Origin of the sequence: Streptococcus sp. CCH8-H5 (genome assembly GCF_001556505.1) — a bacterium.
Classification (GTDB): domain Bacteria; phylum Bacillota; class Bacilli; order Lactobacillales; family Streptococcaceae; genus Streptococcus.
The window spans coordinates 19,460-35,227 of record NZ_LSIZ01000151.1 but is presented as its reverse complement, the minus strand read 5'-3'; the positions used below and the strand labels follow the sequence as shown (position 1 = coordinate 35,227).

Below are 15,768 nucleotides of genomic sequence, written 5' to 3'. Positions count from 1 at the left end.
GAAAAGCCTACACAAAAGTGCAGACTTTAGCTTAATTATTTAGCAACTGGGTATACAGATACTTGTTTTTTGTCGCGACCTTTACGTTCGAAACGTACAACACCTTCAACTTTAGCGAAGAGTGTATCGTCACCACCACGGCCTACGTTTACACCTGGGTAGATGTGTGTACCGCGTTGACGGTAAAGGATTGATCCACCTGATACAGTTTGTCCATCAGCTGCTTTAGCACCAAGACGTTTAGCTTGTGAATCACGACCATTGGAAGTAGAACCCCCACCTTTTTTGTGGGCGAAAAGTTGCAAGTTTTCAAGAGTTTTCAACATAAGATTGTGTCCTTTCTTAGTGATTAGTCGCTAACTTACGCGTTGATAGCGTTGATAACAACTTTTGTATAAGGTTGACGGTGACCTTGTTTACGGTGGCTACCTTTTTTAGGTTTGTATTTGAAAGTAACAACTTTCTTTTGTTTACCTTGTTTTTCGATAGTTCCGACAACAGTAGCTCCCTCAACAACTGGAGTACCTACTACAGTTTTATCACCACCGACAAGAACAACTTCGTTAAAAGTTACTTCTGATCCTGCTTCAGCGTTGATTTTTTCAACGTAGATTGCTTGACCTACTTCAACTTTAACTTGTTTTCCACCAGTTTTGATGATTGCGTATGTGCTCATGATGCACCTCCTATTAAAATTTTTAATGTGTCTGAGGTTTCCCTCTGTGAAGACTCGCCTAGTACTGCGGGGACGAACCCACTTGCAAACAGTAGTCGTGCGGTTGCACAGGACGTGCATTTAGTCAACGTTACAATTCTATCATTTTTTCCCTCTAATGACAAGAGAAAAAGTTATTTTGATTATTCTTATTCTGCTCATTGACCTTTAACCAAGTAATGATTCCCCTACTCAACCCTTATACCATATTTTCCTAAGAAGGTCTTAGCTAGATCCTGCTCCAAATCAGCTAAACAAAGGCTCCTATCCGTTGTCAAAATTTGATAGCGTTCAGTCCCTTCGAAATAGAAGTGATTCAATAACTGATAGCCATTTCGCTCATAAAATGCCAAACGTTTTAAGCGCTGATTACGATTAGAAGCATCCTTCTCATCCATGGGTTCAATCGTAAGCACACACGGTCGTACCCCTGCTTCTTTCTTAACTTGTGCCAAAATCTGACTGCCATATCCCAGAGATTGTTTACTTTCCTCAACTGCAAGAAAAAGTAGGTAGACCAGGTTGTCAGTATAAATGGTATAGGTCAAGCCAACGAAGACTCCCTGATCAAAATAGGCCAAGAAAGATTGTCCTCTTTTCAAGTTGTTCCAAGACAATTGCCAAAGTGGGAGACGCTCCTCCACAGGAAAAGCCGCTTCATAAAGTGAAGCGACCTTCTTGAATGTTGGTGTCAGAGGATAAATGTTACGAATCTCTAGTGTCATTTCCCTAACCAATAACCTTCTTATAATCTTCTGGTGTCGCCACATGAGCATGCTCACGTTGACGATCAAGCAAGTGACTAAGGAAGTCACGGTTGCCCAAGGCTTCTTTAAGGGTTTGTTTAAATTGCCCAGCATTCATAGCTGAGAAAATATTGCTTGGTGCAGTATAATCTGGACCATGGCTTGTGTTCGTGAAAGCCAGGATAAGCAGGTTATTTTCAAAGGCAGCACGTGTCGCTGACAGGATTTCATTTTGGTGATTAATATCTAAATAGAAATCAGCCTCTTGATAGAGACGTTTAACCTGTTCTGTTGTAATATTCGGATAAAGGCTAACATTACTATATTTAGCTAAATCCATCAAACGACTTGACATTTCAGTGATTGCACCAATATGGTAGTGCATGGTAGGCACTTCACTAACAATGTTTTCCAAGTGTTCAATCTGATCTGAGTTGGTCAAGATCAGTGCTTGATTTTGGAAATTATTCTGACGAGCAAATGGATACATGAATCCGAGAAAGGCCACGCGAGAAGCCTGCTCTGGACTAACCAACTTTAGAAGATTCGTATATGCCGTGTATTCTTGCACTACAATCTTAGTTTGACGGTGATTGCTATCAAGAAGGAGGCGCATATTCCCAGGGACTGAATCAGTGATAGGCTCTTGCCAGAAGAGGACATCTTGACCAGAATTCGGAAGATTCATAGCTGTCAAGAAAGGCGTTGACAAGGAGTTATAAAGGATACGTCGCAAATCATAGCCAGCTTCTTTAAGATAAAAGACTACAAACTCCGATTTGTTTTTGAAAATGTAGACCTTGTCTTTCCAATTCAAGATAACGTCTTTGGTCAAATGGTTAATGACGATAACTTCCTTGTTGTCTGGAGTGAAATAACTAGTAATGGTCGCTTCTTGCTTAACATTGTAAGTTGTTTGTGAGAAACGATACCCCTTATTATTGTAGCGATCAGTCACACGCAGGCGACCTGACTCATCATACCAATCCACAGCTTTAACTAGACGCTGATGAGCAGGGTGCGCATAGTGAATATGACCACGTTTCTTATCAAAACGGAAGATTTCCGCGTTACTATTTGTTCCTAAAATTTCCCAGTAGTCAGGCACAGGAACCTGATTAAAGTAAAGTGCAGAACCTTGAACCTTGTCAAAACCAGTGAAATAAAGGTAAGGTGAGGTCACGTCACTAGGCAGAAAGCCATCATCTGAAAGACAAACTGTTGTATTTACATAGCCAGCGACAATCAGCGAGTAATGGAGATCCCAACTACCTTGACTATAGTTCTCAAATAAATTAATCATGATTAGTCATCTCCTTTACTAAGTTAAGCCACTTCTGCTCGATTTCCTCTGTCAAAAAGCCTTTGGCGATATCATAAGAGACTTGATGAACATGATCTAAATCTGAACGATTGAAGAAAGCTACAATTTTCTCTGCCAAGGCAGCCACAATAGCAAGCTCGTCATCTTTTTCAAATCGAGGGATTAAGTAACCATTTTCATTATCCTTGATAAAAGTTTGGTTCCCATAACGGACATCAAAACCAATCATACCAAGGCCCGATCCAACAGCTTCTAGAAGTGTCAAGCCAAAACCTTCACTCTTAGAACCTGATAGGTAAAGTTCGTAATCCTTGTAGACTTCTGTTAAATCTTGGTGACCCTTAAGATGGATGTAATCCTGAGCGTGATTTTCCTCAATAATTGCCTTAAGCTTAGCTTCTTCAGCACCTGTACCAAAGATATCAAAGTTCACTTGTGGCAGACTTTCTTTAGCCTTAACAACAGCCTTGGCCAACCAGTCTACGTGTTTTTCATTGGCCAAACGTGAAGCTGTGATGATTGAGAATGGTTTACGCTCTCCCTCAGGCTCTCTCAGTTTATCCAAACTTCCCACAGGAATCGTTACGATATGAGGTGTAAATGGTGTGTATTTGTTGAACTGATCTAGCATAATGCTGCGTTGACGTTCTGTCGCTGTGATGAAGAAATCAACCTTATCTGCATTGCTGAATTGGTACTCATAGAAGTTATTCCAAAGAATAGTCTTGTCTGTCACAGCATTTTCACTAAAGTGCTCTGCATGGACCACAACCCCAAGCTTAGCAGGTTTGGTATTACGGAAAACAGCCTGTCCCGTACCAGTGGCACGGTCCAAGATAACGATATCCTGGTCAGTTAGACCAAGTTGCGACATGAAGTAGGCGATAAATTCATGTTTAGATGACAAAATCTTATCTGGGAAACGGAAGACACTATCCTTACCATCAACAATTTCATCATAAGCAACACTACCATCCTCATTGAAGAAACGACGTTGATAGAGGTGGGCCTTGTTATCTACAGGGGTGTAGTACTCCGTGAACATCTTAGTGTAAGAGTAAAAGTCTTTACGAATTAAGCAACCACGCGATACTTTTTCCACACGGTGAACGATATCTTCACCCTCTTTACGCAAATAAGCGGCGTAGAAAATATCTTCCTTGGCACAAAAGAGCTTAACCACCTTGCCATTAATCTCACGACGCGTGATATCATAAGGGATTTCCTTTTCCAAATCCTTGACAGTATAGGTCGTTGGAGCAATTTTCAGGTCTGTAAAATAGCTGTATAGCCAGATGACGTCTTCATCTTCAAACCCCATGTTACGGGTCAAATCTGAAAGATTGTCCTGCAGGAACATATCCATAAAGACAAATTTGGCCTTAATACCTGTGTTTTTGAAAATTGTAGAACGATAGGCCTGGGCGTACTCAACACCACTTGATGCCCAACCGATTCCTAAATTGATGTTATAAACAGTCATGTATTTTCCTTTCTGGGTAAAAGCTCAACATCGACATTTCTTTTTGGACATACCTAACTCTAGTAGCACCTAAATACTACTATGTTAGTATATATCCTCCTAGACTAGAGCAAGTCTTCAATAAGTGTATCCACCTCGTCTTGCGCTTCTTCAATAGGTGTGATTTCAGTCACCATGATTCCCGCAACCGCACGTTCAACCAAGGCTTCAACATCCATACGACGTTCATATTGTTCAACGTTTTTGATTTTTGGATTAGTCTTTGGACGGTCAGGTGCAAAGATAGTACAGCAATCCTCAAAAGGTTGGATGGAAATGTCAAAGGTATCAATTCTTTGTGCCAAATCAATGATTTCCAACTTGTCCATAGTGACAACTGGACGAATCACTGGCGTACATGTAACAGCATTAATCGCCTGCATAGACTCCATAGTCTGACTAGCAACCTGACCAAGACTCTCACCATTGATAATCACAAGACCTCGACGTTCTTCTCGAATGCGGTCAGTAATACGCATCATAAAACGACGCGTCAAGGTCATCAAATAAGCCTCAGGCGCTTTTTCTTTGATTTCCTCTTGGATTTCAGTAAATGGTACTTCGATGAACTGGATATTACCACCAAACTTGGTCAACTTACGGGTCAAATCTTGAGCCTTTTTCAGTGCACCAGGACTGGTATAAGGAGGGCTTGCAAAGTGGACAGCTTCAATATCCACACCACGTTTAAGTGCAAGATAACCTGCCACTGGCGAATCAATCCCACCTGAAAGCATGAGCATTCCTTTACCGGCAGTCCCTACAGGTAGTCCACCTGCTCCTTTAATTTCCTCGTGAGAAATATAAGCCGCCTCGGCACGAATTTCTACCTTAAGGTTGACATCTGGGCCCTTCATCTGAGCCTTAATCTCAGGCAATACATCAAAAACTGCATTTCCTAAAGTAAGATTGAGCTCACGACTATCGAGAACAAAATCATGGTCACTACGTTTAGCAGTCACTTTAAAGGTAAGACCGTCACGATAAAGCCCAGTCATAATGTCTTGAACAGCCTTTTTCAAGACCTCGACATCTTTTTCAAACTTGTAAACAGGACTAAAGGCTTGAATACCAAAAATTTGCTTCAAAGACTCTGCTACTGGCTCATAGTCTGTACCGTTGAGGTAGATGTGACCACGGTCTCGGTCAAAAGTCACTTTAACATCCGGATAGATGGATAGAACATCCTTGATGTTATTTCTAAGTTTATTGATAAAGCGCATACGGTTTTTGCCCTTGGTAGACAATTCACCATAGCGAACCATAATTTCTGAATATGTTAGTGTCATTCCTTTTCCTTTTAAATTTGAATTTAGTTTTATTGTTTAATTGCTTAAATCTTGCTATCTCACTTTTTGTGTCTTGGCGTAGACCTGCTTGAAAATCGTGAGAAACTGTTCTACCTGTCCCATATCATTGTCATCATCAAGACTGATACGTACAGCCGTTTGAGCTAATTTAGTCGGCACACCCATAGAAATGAGAGTCCCTGCTGGTTTTCCCGCCTTAGATGAACATGCAGATGTCGTTGAAATATAGATTTGATGCTCTTCAAAAGCATGGACAATAACTTCACCACGAACACCCTTGATTCCAAAGGTCAAAATATTAGGTGCAAAGTCTTCACCCTCACCTGAGAAAATAGTAATATCCTCGTACTTAGCCAATTCGTCAAAGATAATTTTTTTCATCTTGGCAATTTTCGGAAGAGAAAACACCTCTTTGTCAGTAACTAAGCGCAAGGCCTTGGCCATACTCGCAATCCCAGCAACATTTTCAGTTGTTGAACGAAAATCTTTTTCTTGCCCACCACCGGTTAAGAGTGGCGTAATCTTTTTCCCTGCCTTTTTGTAGACAAAACCGACACCTCGAACAGCATGGAACTTGTGACCAGAAAAAGTTGCAAAATCTACACGGTCAGTTAAATAGGACGATACTGGAATCTTCCCAATAGCCTGGACAGCATCCACATGGAAAGATATGGTAGGCTCATTAGCCAAGAGATCTGAGATGGATTGAATAGGTTGGATTGATCCGATTTCATTATTAACTGCCATAACCGAAACCAAGATTGTGTCAGGGCGTAATAATCCAGCAAGAGCTTCAACATCCACAAACCCTTGTTCATTTACTGGTGCATAGGACACCTCGTAACCATGCTCTGAAAGCCATTTGGCAGACTCTTTCACCGCAGGGTGTTCAATATCAGAAACAATAATGTGTTTGCCGTAAGGCTCTTTTTCAAAAGCAACTCCTTTAATGACCCAGTTATCACCTTCGGTTCCTCCAGACGTAAAGAAAATCTCATCGGCTGATTTTCCAATGAGGTCCGCAACTTGCTTACGAGAAGCCTCCAAAATACGTGTCGCAGATGTTCCTAATTGGTGCAGGCTGGATGGGTTCCCAAAAATTTTAGTAGCCACTTCTTGATAGGTTCTAAGTGCCTCTGGATAAGGCACCGTAGTGGCTGAATTATCAAAATAAATCATGATTTTTCCTCGATTTTTATTTACTATTTATTATAGCATAATTTTTTTAGCAATTTTTGCGAGAAAATCATATAATAGAAAGTACGAAATATTTTTAAGGAGAGCATCATGTCTGAAAATTACTCACGCCGTAATCATTCATCAAAAGAAGAAAAAAAATCTGCCCCAAAGGTGACTGAACACGTTACAAAAGGCTTCACTGCCTTCCAAAAAGTTCTTACTGCCGTCGGGACAATTTTGTCAATCATCGTGGCTTCAATCACCATCATGAATTTCACAGCCTCTAAAAATAAGGACACTTCTGATTCATCAGCCAATCAATCAACTGTAGTCATCAAAGAAGGCAATAATAAGACTCAAGAATCAAGCGCCGCTTCATCTAGTTATGGCAATGCGACTGATTCAGAAACACAAACAAGTAGCCAAGCAGGAACTAACACCTATTCGTCATCTGCAGACACAACAACGGGTGGCAATACGACTACCTCTTCATCAGCAGCTACTGCAGACACAACATCTGGCAATGCGACTACTGGTGGCGCAACAACTGGTGACGCCGCTTCTAACTAAGACATGTAAAAGGCTAGGAAACCCTGCCTTTTTTCTATAATTCTATGAACTATACAGAAACTCTAAATTTTATCCATTCTTTCAAGGGCAATGGCCGTCGCCCTCAACTCGAACGTATGCGTTGGCTTTTGAAACAAGCCGGAAATCCCCAGACTCACTTTCCAACGGTGCACATTGTCGGGACCAACGGTAAGGGATCAACAACAAGCTACCTACAAAATATCCTAACAAAGTCAGGCTATCAGGTCGGGACCTTTACCTCACCTTATATTACTCGTTTCAACGAACGTATTAGTATAAACGGTACAGAAATCCCTGACAAGGATTTGATTAGCCTTGTCGAGAAAGCTCAGGTTCTTCTTGATGATTTAGAAGAACACACTGCTTTTGACCGACCAACGGAATTCGAGTTGGTCACCTTACTCATGTTCCTCTACTTCGACCTTAAACAGGTTGATATGGCTATCATTGAAGCAGGTATTGGTGGACGTCTTGATTCGACCAATGTCCTTTCGCCAGAGCTTGTCATCTGTACTTCAATTGGCTTTGATCACACTGAAACCTTGGGCAATAGCCTTTTGGACATCTCCAATCATAAAGCAGGCGTCATGCGAGAAAACACACCTATCTTACTTGGTCGTGTCTCTGCAGAAGTTGAACATTTTTTCAACCAAAAATCACATGACCTACAAGCTCCTTTAGCCGTCATTGATAGGGAAATTCAGCTGCTTCCGAAAGACAACCAAACGATCCAAGTTTCTTATGACCATTGGGAAAGTCCAGATCTTAAGCTACCAATGCTAGGACGACATCAAGAAAACAATGCTGGGTTAGCTGTCACTGCTGCCCATCTCTTGACTCCAACATTTCCTAAGATTACTAATAAGAGCATTCAAGATGGTATTTGTGACACACACTGGCCTGGTCGTAGTGAGTGGATAGGAAACAATATTTATCTAGACGGTGCCCATAACCCTCAAGGAATTGCCAGCTTAAAACAGGTACTAAAAGATAACTTTACCAATCGTAAAATCCACATCCTCTTTGCAGGACTGAGACGAAAACCTTTAGCAAACTTACTAGAAGAATTGAAAGATTATGATATTACGGTAACCAGCTTTGACTTTTTTGAAGCACTGCCCTTGGATGACTATCCTCAAAACTTCAAATGTGCGGCCGACTATAGAGAATGGCTAGCAAAAGCTGAATCAGCAGATTCTGATGACCTATTTGTTGTCACAGGATCCCTTTACTTTATCTCAGAAGTAAGAAACTACTTATTAAACGAAAGAAAGGCCTAAAGGTCTTTTTTATTTAGACAATATACAGTTACACACAAAATATAGGTTGTTATTTGAACATAAAGAAAAGTCTATCCATTTAGGTAGACAGACTTCACCTTTTTATCTCATCGTTACAAATTCTTCTGAACCGGTTGGATGAATGGCAACCGTATTATCAAAATCAGCCTTAGTTGCTCCCATCTTAATAGCCACAGAGAAGCCTTGAATCATCTCATCGACACCGTAGCCAATGCCATGAAGACCGATGATTTTTTCATCCTCACCAAGTGTTACTAATTTCATAGTTGACGGCTGACGATTGTTTGCAAGAGCTGTATACATTGGAGTGAAACTAGATTTATAGACCTTGGTATTCTCCGCACCATATTTAGCAATTGCTTTTTCCTCAGTCAAACCAACAGAACCAATAACTGGGTGGCTAAAGACCACAGTGGCTACATCAGTGTAATCAAGCTTAGCATCGGCTTTATTGTTGAAGAGTCGCTCTGACAATTGACGTCCCGCCTTGATTGCAACTGGCGTCAAATCTAGTTTACCAGTCACATCACCAAGGGCGTAGATACCAGGAACTGATGTATTTTCAAAGGCGTCTGAATAAATGTTACCTCGTTCGGTCAACTCAACGCCCGTCTTTTCAAGACCAAAGCCAGAGGTATTGGCTGCACGACCAATAGCCCAAACGAGGCAATCAACAGTGATCGTTTCTCCATTGTCAAAGCTAATGGTCAAAGAATCGTCAGCATTTTTCACTACTTCTGTAGCATTAGCATGCGTGTGAAGGGTCGGACCTGATTTAGCCATCTCATCGACTAAGACATCGATAATATCCTTGTCAAAGGTACGTAATGGGCGTTCCTTACGAACAAAGAGATGCGTGTCACTACCAAGAGCATTGAGAACACCAGCAACCTCAACGGCGATATAGCCAGCACCGATAACAGCTGTACGTTTTGGTACCTCATCTAACTCAAAGAAACCATCTGAAGTAATCCCATATTCACTACCTGGAATATTTGGATAAAGAGCATGACCACCTGTTGCAATAAGGATATGGGGTGCTGTATAAAGCTCCCCCGCTACTTCAACCGTATGAGGATCAACAAATCTTGCATACTCGTATACACGTTCAACGCCATTGCTATCAAAACCACGCTCATAAGAGCCATGGATACGGTCGATATAAGCCTGACGATTGGCCTTAAGCCTTGCAAAATCAAACTTATTAACCGTCACATCAAAACCATACTCACCTGCATAACGGTGAAGGGTCTCAGCAACCTGAGCACCATACCACATAACCTTTTTAGGTACACAGCCCACATTGACGCAGGTACCGCCGACCTCTTTTCCTTCAAAGAGAATAACCTTAGCGCCGTGCATAGCAGCACGATTAGCACTGGCAATCCCACCAGAACCACCACCAATGACAATATAATCGTATTCTTTTACCATATTTTACCTCTTATGTTTCTTTATACAGCGCATTAGCTACTAGATAAGCCATTTCTGCCTATACTTTATCATAAAATAGGTACCCTGACAAAAATCTGCTACGACACAAAAAAACAATCCCGTCACAACGAGATTGTTTTATCATATCTTATTTATCAAGTGGTTTGCGGAGGAATCCGAAAAGGATACCTGATACCACAGCACCAATCAAGATGAAGAGAAGGTAGAGAAGGGCATTTGAAGTGAGGGCAATAACGAAGATACCTCCGTGTGGTGCCATCAATTTGATTCCTGCCATACCTACGAGAGCACCTGTAAGAGCTGAACCGACGATAAAGCTTGGGATAGCGCGTGCTGGGTCAGCTGCACCGAATGGGATTGCACCTTCAGTGATGAATGAGAGTCCCATAACGATGTTTGTCAAACCAGAGTTGCGTTCTTCTTCGGTAAATTTATCTTTAAATAAGAGTGTCGCTACAAAGACTGCCAATGGAGGAACCATACCAGCTGCCATAACTGCTGCCATAACAACTGAACCACCTGAAGTCACTGTTGCTGCGAGAGTACCTGTACCAAAGACATAAGCTGCTTTGTTGACTGGTCCACCCATATCCACTGCCATCATACCACCAACAAGGAGACCAAGTAGTACGGCTGAGCTTCCTGACAAGCTTGACAAGAAGTTACTAAGACCAGTATTGATTGCTGCCATTGGGATATTCACTGCCAACATCAAGAAACCTGTAGCAAATACACCTAGAAGTGGCAAGAGCAAGATAGAACGGATTCCTTCAAGAGCACGTGGAATACCTGCCAAGAGTTTACGAAGAACGAGGATAACACCACCTGCAAGGAAACCACCAACAAGAGCTCCAAGGAAACCTGAAGATACACCAGCAAGGGCAAGGGTTGCTTTACCACCTGAAGCAAATGGAACACCACCAAAGGCAGCACCACTTGAAGCAATAGCACCAGCTACGAAACCTGAAACCAAACCTGGTTTTTCAGCGATAGAGTAAGCAATGTAACCTGCAAGTACTGGAAGCATGAAGCCAAAGGCAGCACCACCAATTGCTTTGAATTGAGCAGCAATTTCATGGTAAGAACCAAGTTGTGACAATTGATCTTTGGGAACACCCATGATTTGGTCGAGCAAGAAGGCAAGCGCAATCATGATACCACCACCGATAACGAATGGAAGCATTTGTGAGACCCCACTCATCAAGTGTTTATAGAAGGCACCACCAAGGCTCAATTTCTCACTTGATTCTTGAGCAGCTCCAGCATTTTCAGCATGGAAAACTTCAGCTTTTCCATCCAAGATGTTTTGGATTAATTCTTGAGGTTGACGGATACCTGCTGCAACTGGTTTAGAAAGCAATTTTTTACCATCAAAGCGTGCTGTTTCAACTGCCTTGTCTGCTGCTACGATAACACCTACAGCCTTTCTGATTTCTTCAGCAGTCAATGGTGTTCCGACACCTGACGCACCGTTAGTTTCAACACGAACATTGACTCCCATTTCTTCACCTGTTTTAATCAGTGATTCTTCAGCCATGTAAGTGTGAGCAATACCAGTTGTACAAGCTGTTACAGCTACGATAAGTGGTTTATCGCTTGAAGCTGCTTCTTTAACAGCTTGTGCTTTCTTAGCTTCCTCAGCCTGTGCTTCTTCTTCACCCGTATTGAAAGCAGCAATCACTTCATCTGGAGAAGTCACCTTACGCAAACGATCTGCAAAACCATCTTGCATAAGATATTTTGACAACTCAGCAAGGGCTGCCAAATGAGTGTCATTTGCTCCCTCTGGAGCAGCAATCATAAAGAAGAGGTCTGTAGGTTGACCATCAAGTGATTCGTAATCTACACCTTTATTAGATTTAGCAAAAAGTACTGTTGCTTCTTTTACTGCAGCATTTTTACTGTGTGGCATAGCGATTCCATCACCCAAACCAGTTGATGTTTGTGCTTCACGAGCCATAATACCTGCTTTGAAAACATCAAAGTCAGTCACAACACTGTTGTCAACCAAGCTGTTAATCATTTCATCGATAGCAGCTTCTTTTGTAGTTGCTTGAAGGTCAAGCAACATTACTTTTTTGTTCAGTAAATCCTGAATTTTCATAGTTTTTCTACCTCTACTTTATTGTATGTTTCTTTAATAAATTCAATTGTCGCTAAGTCATCTGAGAAAGCCGTAGATGTTCCACATGCTACTCCCCACTTGAGAGCCTCAATTGGATCACCTGATTTAACAAACTCACCAGTGAAACCAGCAACCATTGAGTCACCCGCACCAACAGAGTTTTTTACTGTTCCCTTGATTGGTTTAGCAAAGTAAGCAGCCTCTGGAGTAACAAGAAGCGCTCCATCACCTGCCATTGAGATGATAACGTTCTGTGCACCCTTAGCAAGGATTTCACGCGCATATTTTTCAACATCAGCCAAACCATTAAGTTTGACATTGAAAATAGCTTCTAACTCATGATTATTTGGTTTTACCAAGAGTGGTTGGTAAGCCAAGGAATCAAGCAAGGTTTGACCCTCAAAGTCACAGACAACCTGTGCACCAGTTTCACGCACTAGTGGAATCAATTTGTTATAGACCTTGTTTCCAAGATTGCTTGGTGCTGATCCAGCAAAAACAACCACATCATCAGCACTTACACTTGAAAGAACTGCTTCCAATTCAGCCAATTGATACTCATTAATGACAGGTCCTGCACCGTTAATTTCAGTTTCTTGGTCAGCCTTGATTTTAACATTAATACGTGTGTCTTGATCCACAGCTACAAACTTGGTTTTAATACCTTCTGCATCCAAACCATCTGTAACAAAACGTCCTGTAAAACCACCGATGAAGCCCGTTGCAGTATTATCGACACCTAAACGTTGCAAAATACGACTAACATTAATCCCCTTACCGCCAGCGAACTTATCATCACTCTCCATGCGGTTAACCTCACCAATCTCTACCTTGTCGATACGAACAATGAAGTCGATTGATGGATTCAGCGTTACAGTATAAATCATACTTCAATAACCCTCGTTTTCTCTTTTAATTCTTTTAGGAGCTCTTCTTCCGAAGCATTTGTAATTATGGTTACTTTCTCGACCTCGGCTACCTTAGCATAGGTAATCTGACCAAGTTTAGAGGCATCCGCTAGAACATAGGCTTTTTGAGCATTAGCTATAACCGTCCGTTTAATAACTGCCTCTTCCATGTCTGGTGTGGTGAAATAATTAGCATCAACGCCGTTAGCACCAATGAACGCACAATCAAAATTCAGTTGTCTGATTTGCTCTTGAGCAGTACTTCCAATAGAAGCATCCGTTGAATGTTTAACCTTTCCTCCAACAATCCTAGTGCTAACACCAAGATCTACCAGCTTAACCGCATGGTGGATAGAATTAGTCACAACCGTTACCTGACGATTAGCCAAATGTGGAATCAAAAGTTCATTTGTTGTACTAGCCTCAAGAAAGACGACATCACCTTCCTTAATCAAATCGGCAGCATAACCAGCTAACTGAGCCTTTTCTTTAACGTTTCTAATAGCTTTTTGACTATTGGCAATTTCTTCCTTTAGACCATGAATGCTTTCAGCACCGCCATGAACACGTTTAAGTTGGCCATCTGCCGCTAACTCGTCCAAGTCTCGACGAATCGTCGACTCGGAAGTATCACTTAACAAAACAGTTAGGTTTTCCAAAGTGACAAAACCATCTTGTTTCAACTGAGACAAGATAATCTGCTTACGTTCAGACTTTAGCATAATCTCTCCTTCTGTAATCGTTTACAAAATCTATTATACTAAATTTTTAATAACTGTCAACTAGAAACAGTCAAAAAAAATCAAAATATTTCATTATAAAATACTTATCTACCAAAATGACGCAATTCGATAAGAAAGTTCTTACATTTTCAAAAAGAATACCCCTTTCAGTATGAAGAGCAAAATAAAAAAGCCTTTCGGCTCTCTTATCTTATTTGGCATAGTCAACCGCACGGAATTCACGAATGACTGTAACCTTAATATTTCCTGGGTAATCCAAATTCTTCTCAATTTGTTCACGTACCTTGTGAGACAAGATCGTAACTTCATCATCCGAGATTTTGTTTGGATGAACCATAATACGAATTTCACGACCAGCTTGAAGGGCGAAGCTTGTTTGAACACCGTCAAAGCTTGATGCAATTTCTTCCAAATCACGAAGGCGTTTGACATAATTCTCAACAGATTCATTACGAGCCCCTGGACGAGCCGAACTCAAAGCATCTGCTGCTGCTACAATAACTGCAATGACGCTCTCAGGTTCTACATCGCCATGGTGGCTGGCAATGGCATTGACCACAACTGGATGTTCTTTGTACTTACGTGCAAACTCTGCACCAATCTCTACGTGGCTACCTTCGACTTCTTTGTCAATGGCTTTCCCCATATCGTGAAGGAATCCAGAACGACGAGCAAGGGCAACATTTTCACCCAATTCACCAGCCATGATACCTGCTAGTTTACCAACTTCAACTGAGTGACGAAGGACGTTTTGACCATACGACGTACGGAACTGCAAGCGTCCCATAATCTTAATCAAATCAGGATGAAGATTCATAGCGCCAATTTCGTAGGCTGCCTCTTCACCATATTCACGGATACGGTTATCCATTTCCTGACGGCTCTTCTCAACCAACTCCTCAATACGAGCCGGATGGATACGACCATCCTTAATCAAGGCCTCGAGAGTCATACGTGCAATTTCACGACGAACTGGATCAAAACCAGAAAGGACAACCACTTCTGGAGTGTCATCAATAATAACGTCAATACCTGTTAGACTTTCAAGCGTACGGATGTTACGCCCCTCACGTCCAATGATACGACCTTTCATATTGTCATCTGGAAGGTGAACAGTAGTTACTGTTTGTTCAGTAACATAATCTCCAGCCAAGCGTTGCATAGCTTGAGCCAACACGTTTTTGGCTTTCTTATCAACAGTATCTTTAACCTGTGCTTCCGCATCTTTGATACGTGTTGCAATCTCATGAGTCAGATTATTCTCAGTCTCCGTTAAGATTACCTCACGCGCCTCTGCAATGGTCATCTGACCAACACGTTCAAGTTCAGCTTGCTTCTCAGCCTCCAACTGAGTCACATTCTCTTCACGCTCATTAAGATGTTTAGATTTGTCAGCAAGACTCTGCTCTTTCTTCTCGAGGGTAAGTTCTTTACTTGATAGATTTTCATCCTTACGGTCAAGGCTGGTTGCACGTTCTGTTAAACGATTTTCCATTTGTTTAAGCTCTTGACGTTCAGATTTGAATTCTTTTTCAATATCTTCTCGATATTTTCTAGCTTCCTCTTTTGCTTCTAACAAGAACTCTTTACGTTGAGCCTTACTTTCGCGTTCGGCAGTCACACGCAGATGATCTGCATCATGTTCCGCCTGACTGCGAAGGTTCACAGCGTCTTGTTCTGCCTTTAGCAAGGTAGTTTCTGCTTGTTCCTTAGCTTTGCTAAGTTTAATAGAAATTGCTAAATATCCAACGACTAAACCAATGAGTGCAAAGACAACTAAAATTATCATGTTTATCATGTCTTTACCTCAACTTTTCTAAGGCTTCCCTAAAGAAAACCGTCTTCTAGT

Annotated in this window: 14 protein-coding genes and 1 other annotated feature; of the genes, 2 read left to right on the top strand and 12 right to left on the bottom strand. The window is 41.5% G+C overall.

Features of this window, described 5'->3' with window-relative positions:
- Window positions 1–35: 35 nt before the first annotated feature.
- The 7 genes from rpmA to AX663_RS09655 form a co-directional block, all read right to left on the bottom strand.
- On the bottom strand, window positions 36–326 hold the full coding sequence (gene rpmA, locus AX663_RS09685; RefSeq protein WP_002885483.1) for a 50S ribosomal protein L27: 291 nt from the start codon (window positions 324–326) through the stop codon (window positions 36–38).
- A 35-nt stretch (window positions 327–361) separates the two neighbouring features.
- Entirely contained in the window at window positions 362–676 is a 315-nt protein-coding gene (gene rplU / locus AX663_RS09680) for a 50S ribosomal protein L21 (protein ID WP_002885597.1), read from the bottom strand.
- A gap of 40 nt (window positions 677–716) precedes the next feature.
- Window positions 717–791: a sequence feature (ribosomal protein L21 leader region), on the bottom strand.
- Window positions 792–903: 112 nt separating this feature from the next.
- Entirely contained in the window at window positions 904–1,440 is a 537-nt protein-coding gene (locus tag AX663_RS09675) for a GNAT family N-acetyltransferase (protein WP_060973347.1), read from the bottom strand.
- Window positions 1,441–1,444: 4 nt separating this feature from the next.
- Window positions 1,445–2,764: an accessory Sec system glycosylation chaperone GtfB gene (gtfB, locus tag AX663_RS09670; RefSeq protein ID WP_002890082.1), complete on the bottom strand. Its 1,320-nt coding sequence runs from the start codon at window positions 2,762–2,764 to the stop codon at window positions 1,445–1,447.
- Complete coding sequence (gene gtfA, locus AX663_RS09665) at window positions 2,757–4,268, bottom strand: accessory Sec system glycosyltransferase GtfA (protein ID WP_060973346.1); 1,512 nt, start codon at window positions 4,266–4,268, stop codon at window positions 2,757–2,759. The genes gtfB and gtfA overlap by 8 nt, the downstream gene beginning before the upstream one ends.
- Window positions 4,269–4,372: 104 nt before the next feature.
- Window positions 4,373–5,596, bottom strand: a complete 1,224-nt coding sequence (gene thiI / locus AX663_RS09660) for a tRNA uracil 4-sulfurtransferase ThiI (RefSeq protein WP_060973345.1) — start codon at window positions 5,594–5,596, stop codon at window positions 4,373–4,375.
- Window positions 5,597–5,650: 54 nt separating this feature from the next.
- On the bottom strand, window positions 5,651–6,796 hold the full coding sequence (locus tag AX663_RS09655; protein ID WP_060973344.1) for a cysteine desulfurase family protein: 1,146 nt from the start codon (window positions 6,794–6,796) through the stop codon (window positions 5,651–5,653).
- 108 nt (window positions 6,797–6,904) lie between these two features.
- On the opposite strand from AX663_RS09655, the gene AX663_RS09650 reads away from it, so the two are divergent.
- Both AX663_RS09650 and AX663_RS09645 read left to right on the top strand, forming a co-directional pair.
- On the top strand, window positions 6,905–7,366 hold the full coding sequence (locus tag AX663_RS09650) for a DUF6556 family protein (protein WP_002890074.1): 462 nt from the start codon (window positions 6,905–6,907) through the stop codon (window positions 7,364–7,366).
- A gap of 44 nt (window positions 7,367–7,410) precedes the next feature.
- The gene (locus AX663_RS09645; RefSeq protein ID WP_060973343.1) at window positions 7,411–8,667 is read left to right on the top strand and encodes a bifunctional folylpolyglutamate synthase/dihydrofolate synthase; all 1,257 of its coding nucleotides are present in this window, start codon (window positions 7,411–7,413) and stop codon (window positions 8,665–8,667) included.
- 102 nt (window positions 8,668–8,769) lie between these two features.
- On the opposite strand, the gene gorA is transcribed toward AX663_RS09645, so the two are convergent.
- From gorA to AX663_RS09620, 5 genes are all read right to left on the bottom strand, one after another.
- A complete protein-coding gene (gorA, locus tag AX663_RS09640) occupies window positions 8,770–10,122 on the bottom strand; it encodes a glutathione-disulfide reductase (protein ID WP_049545676.1) in 1,353 nt (450 codons plus the stop codon).
- Window positions 10,123–10,270: 148 nt separating this feature from the next.
- The gene (locus AX663_RS09635) at window positions 10,271–12,247 is read right to left on the bottom strand and encodes a PTS fructose transporter subunit IIABC (RefSeq protein WP_060973342.1); all 1,977 of its coding nucleotides are present in this window, start codon (window positions 12,245–12,247) and stop codon (window positions 10,271–10,273) included.
- Window positions 12,244–13,155, bottom strand: a complete 912-nt coding sequence (gene pfkB / locus AX663_RS09630) for a 1-phosphofructokinase (protein WP_002885581.1) — start codon at window positions 13,153–13,155, stop codon at window positions 12,244–12,246. The genes AX663_RS09635 and pfkB overlap by 4 nt, the downstream gene beginning before the upstream one ends.
- Window positions 13,152–13,898, bottom strand: a complete 747-nt coding sequence (locus AX663_RS09625) for a DeoR/GlpR family DNA-binding transcription regulator (protein ID WP_013990106.1) — start codon at window positions 13,896–13,898, stop codon at window positions 13,152–13,154. The genes pfkB and AX663_RS09625 overlap by 4 nt, the downstream gene beginning before the upstream one ends.
- A gap of 211 nt (window positions 13,899–14,109) precedes the next feature.
- Window positions 14,110–15,717 (bottom strand): ribonuclease Y, encoded by a 1,608-nt coding sequence (locus tag AX663_RS09620; RefSeq protein WP_060973341.1) that lies wholly within the window; start codon window positions 15,715–15,717, stop codon window positions 14,110–14,112.
- Window positions 15,718–15,768: the final 51 nt, after the last annotated feature.

Bases quoted from the DNA above. Each gene is read 5' to 3' on its own strand.
- rpmA (WP_002885483.1), bottom strand. From the start codon at position 326: ATGTTGAAAACTCTTGAAAACTTGCAACTTTTCGCCCACAAAAAAGGT.
- rplU (WP_002885597.1), bottom strand. From the start codon at position 676: ATGAGCACATACGCAATCATCAAAACTGGTGGAAAACAAGTTAAAGTT.
- AX663_RS09675 (WP_060973347.1), bottom strand. From the start codon at position 1,440: ATGACACTAGAGATTCGTAACATTTATCCTCTGACACCAACATTCAAG.
- gtfB (WP_002890082.1), bottom strand. From the start codon at position 2,764: ATGATTAATTTATTTGAGAACTATAGTCAAGGTAGTTGGGATCTCCAT.
- gtfA (WP_060973346.1), bottom strand. From the start codon at position 4,268: ATGACTGTTTATAACATCAATTTAGGAATCGGTTGGGCATCAAGTGGT.
- thiI (WP_060973345.1), bottom strand. From the start codon at position 5,596: ATGACACTAACATATTCAGAAATTATGGTTCGCTATGGTGAATTGTCT.
- AX663_RS09655 (WP_060973344.1), bottom strand. From the start codon at position 6,796: ATGATTTATTTTGATAATTCAGCCACTACGGTGCCTTATCCAGAGGCA.
- AX663_RS09650 (WP_002890074.1), top strand. From the start codon at position 6,905: ATGTCTGAAAATTACTCACGCCGTAATCATTCATCAAAAGAAGAAAAA.
- AX663_RS09645 (WP_060973343.1), top strand. From the start codon at position 7,411: ATGAACTATACAGAAACTCTAAATTTTATCCATTCTTTCAAGGGCAAT.
- gorA (WP_049545676.1), bottom strand. From the start codon at position 10,122: ATGGTAAAAGAATACGATTATATTGTCATTGGTGGTGGTTCTGGTGGG.
- AX663_RS09635 (WP_060973342.1), bottom strand. From the start codon at position 12,247: ATGAAAATTCAGGATTTACTGAACAAAAAAGTAATGTTGCTTGACCTT.
- pfkB (WP_002885581.1), bottom strand. From the start codon at position 13,155: ATGATTTATACTGTAACGCTGAATCCATCAATCGACTTCATTGTTCGT.
- AX663_RS09625 (WP_013990106.1), bottom strand. From the start codon at position 13,898: ATGCTAAAGTCTGAACGTAAGCAGATTATCTTGTCTCAGTTGAAACAA.
- AX663_RS09620 (WP_060973341.1), bottom strand. From the start codon at position 15,717: ATGATAAACATGATAATTTTAGTTGTCTTTGCACTCATTGGTTTAGTC.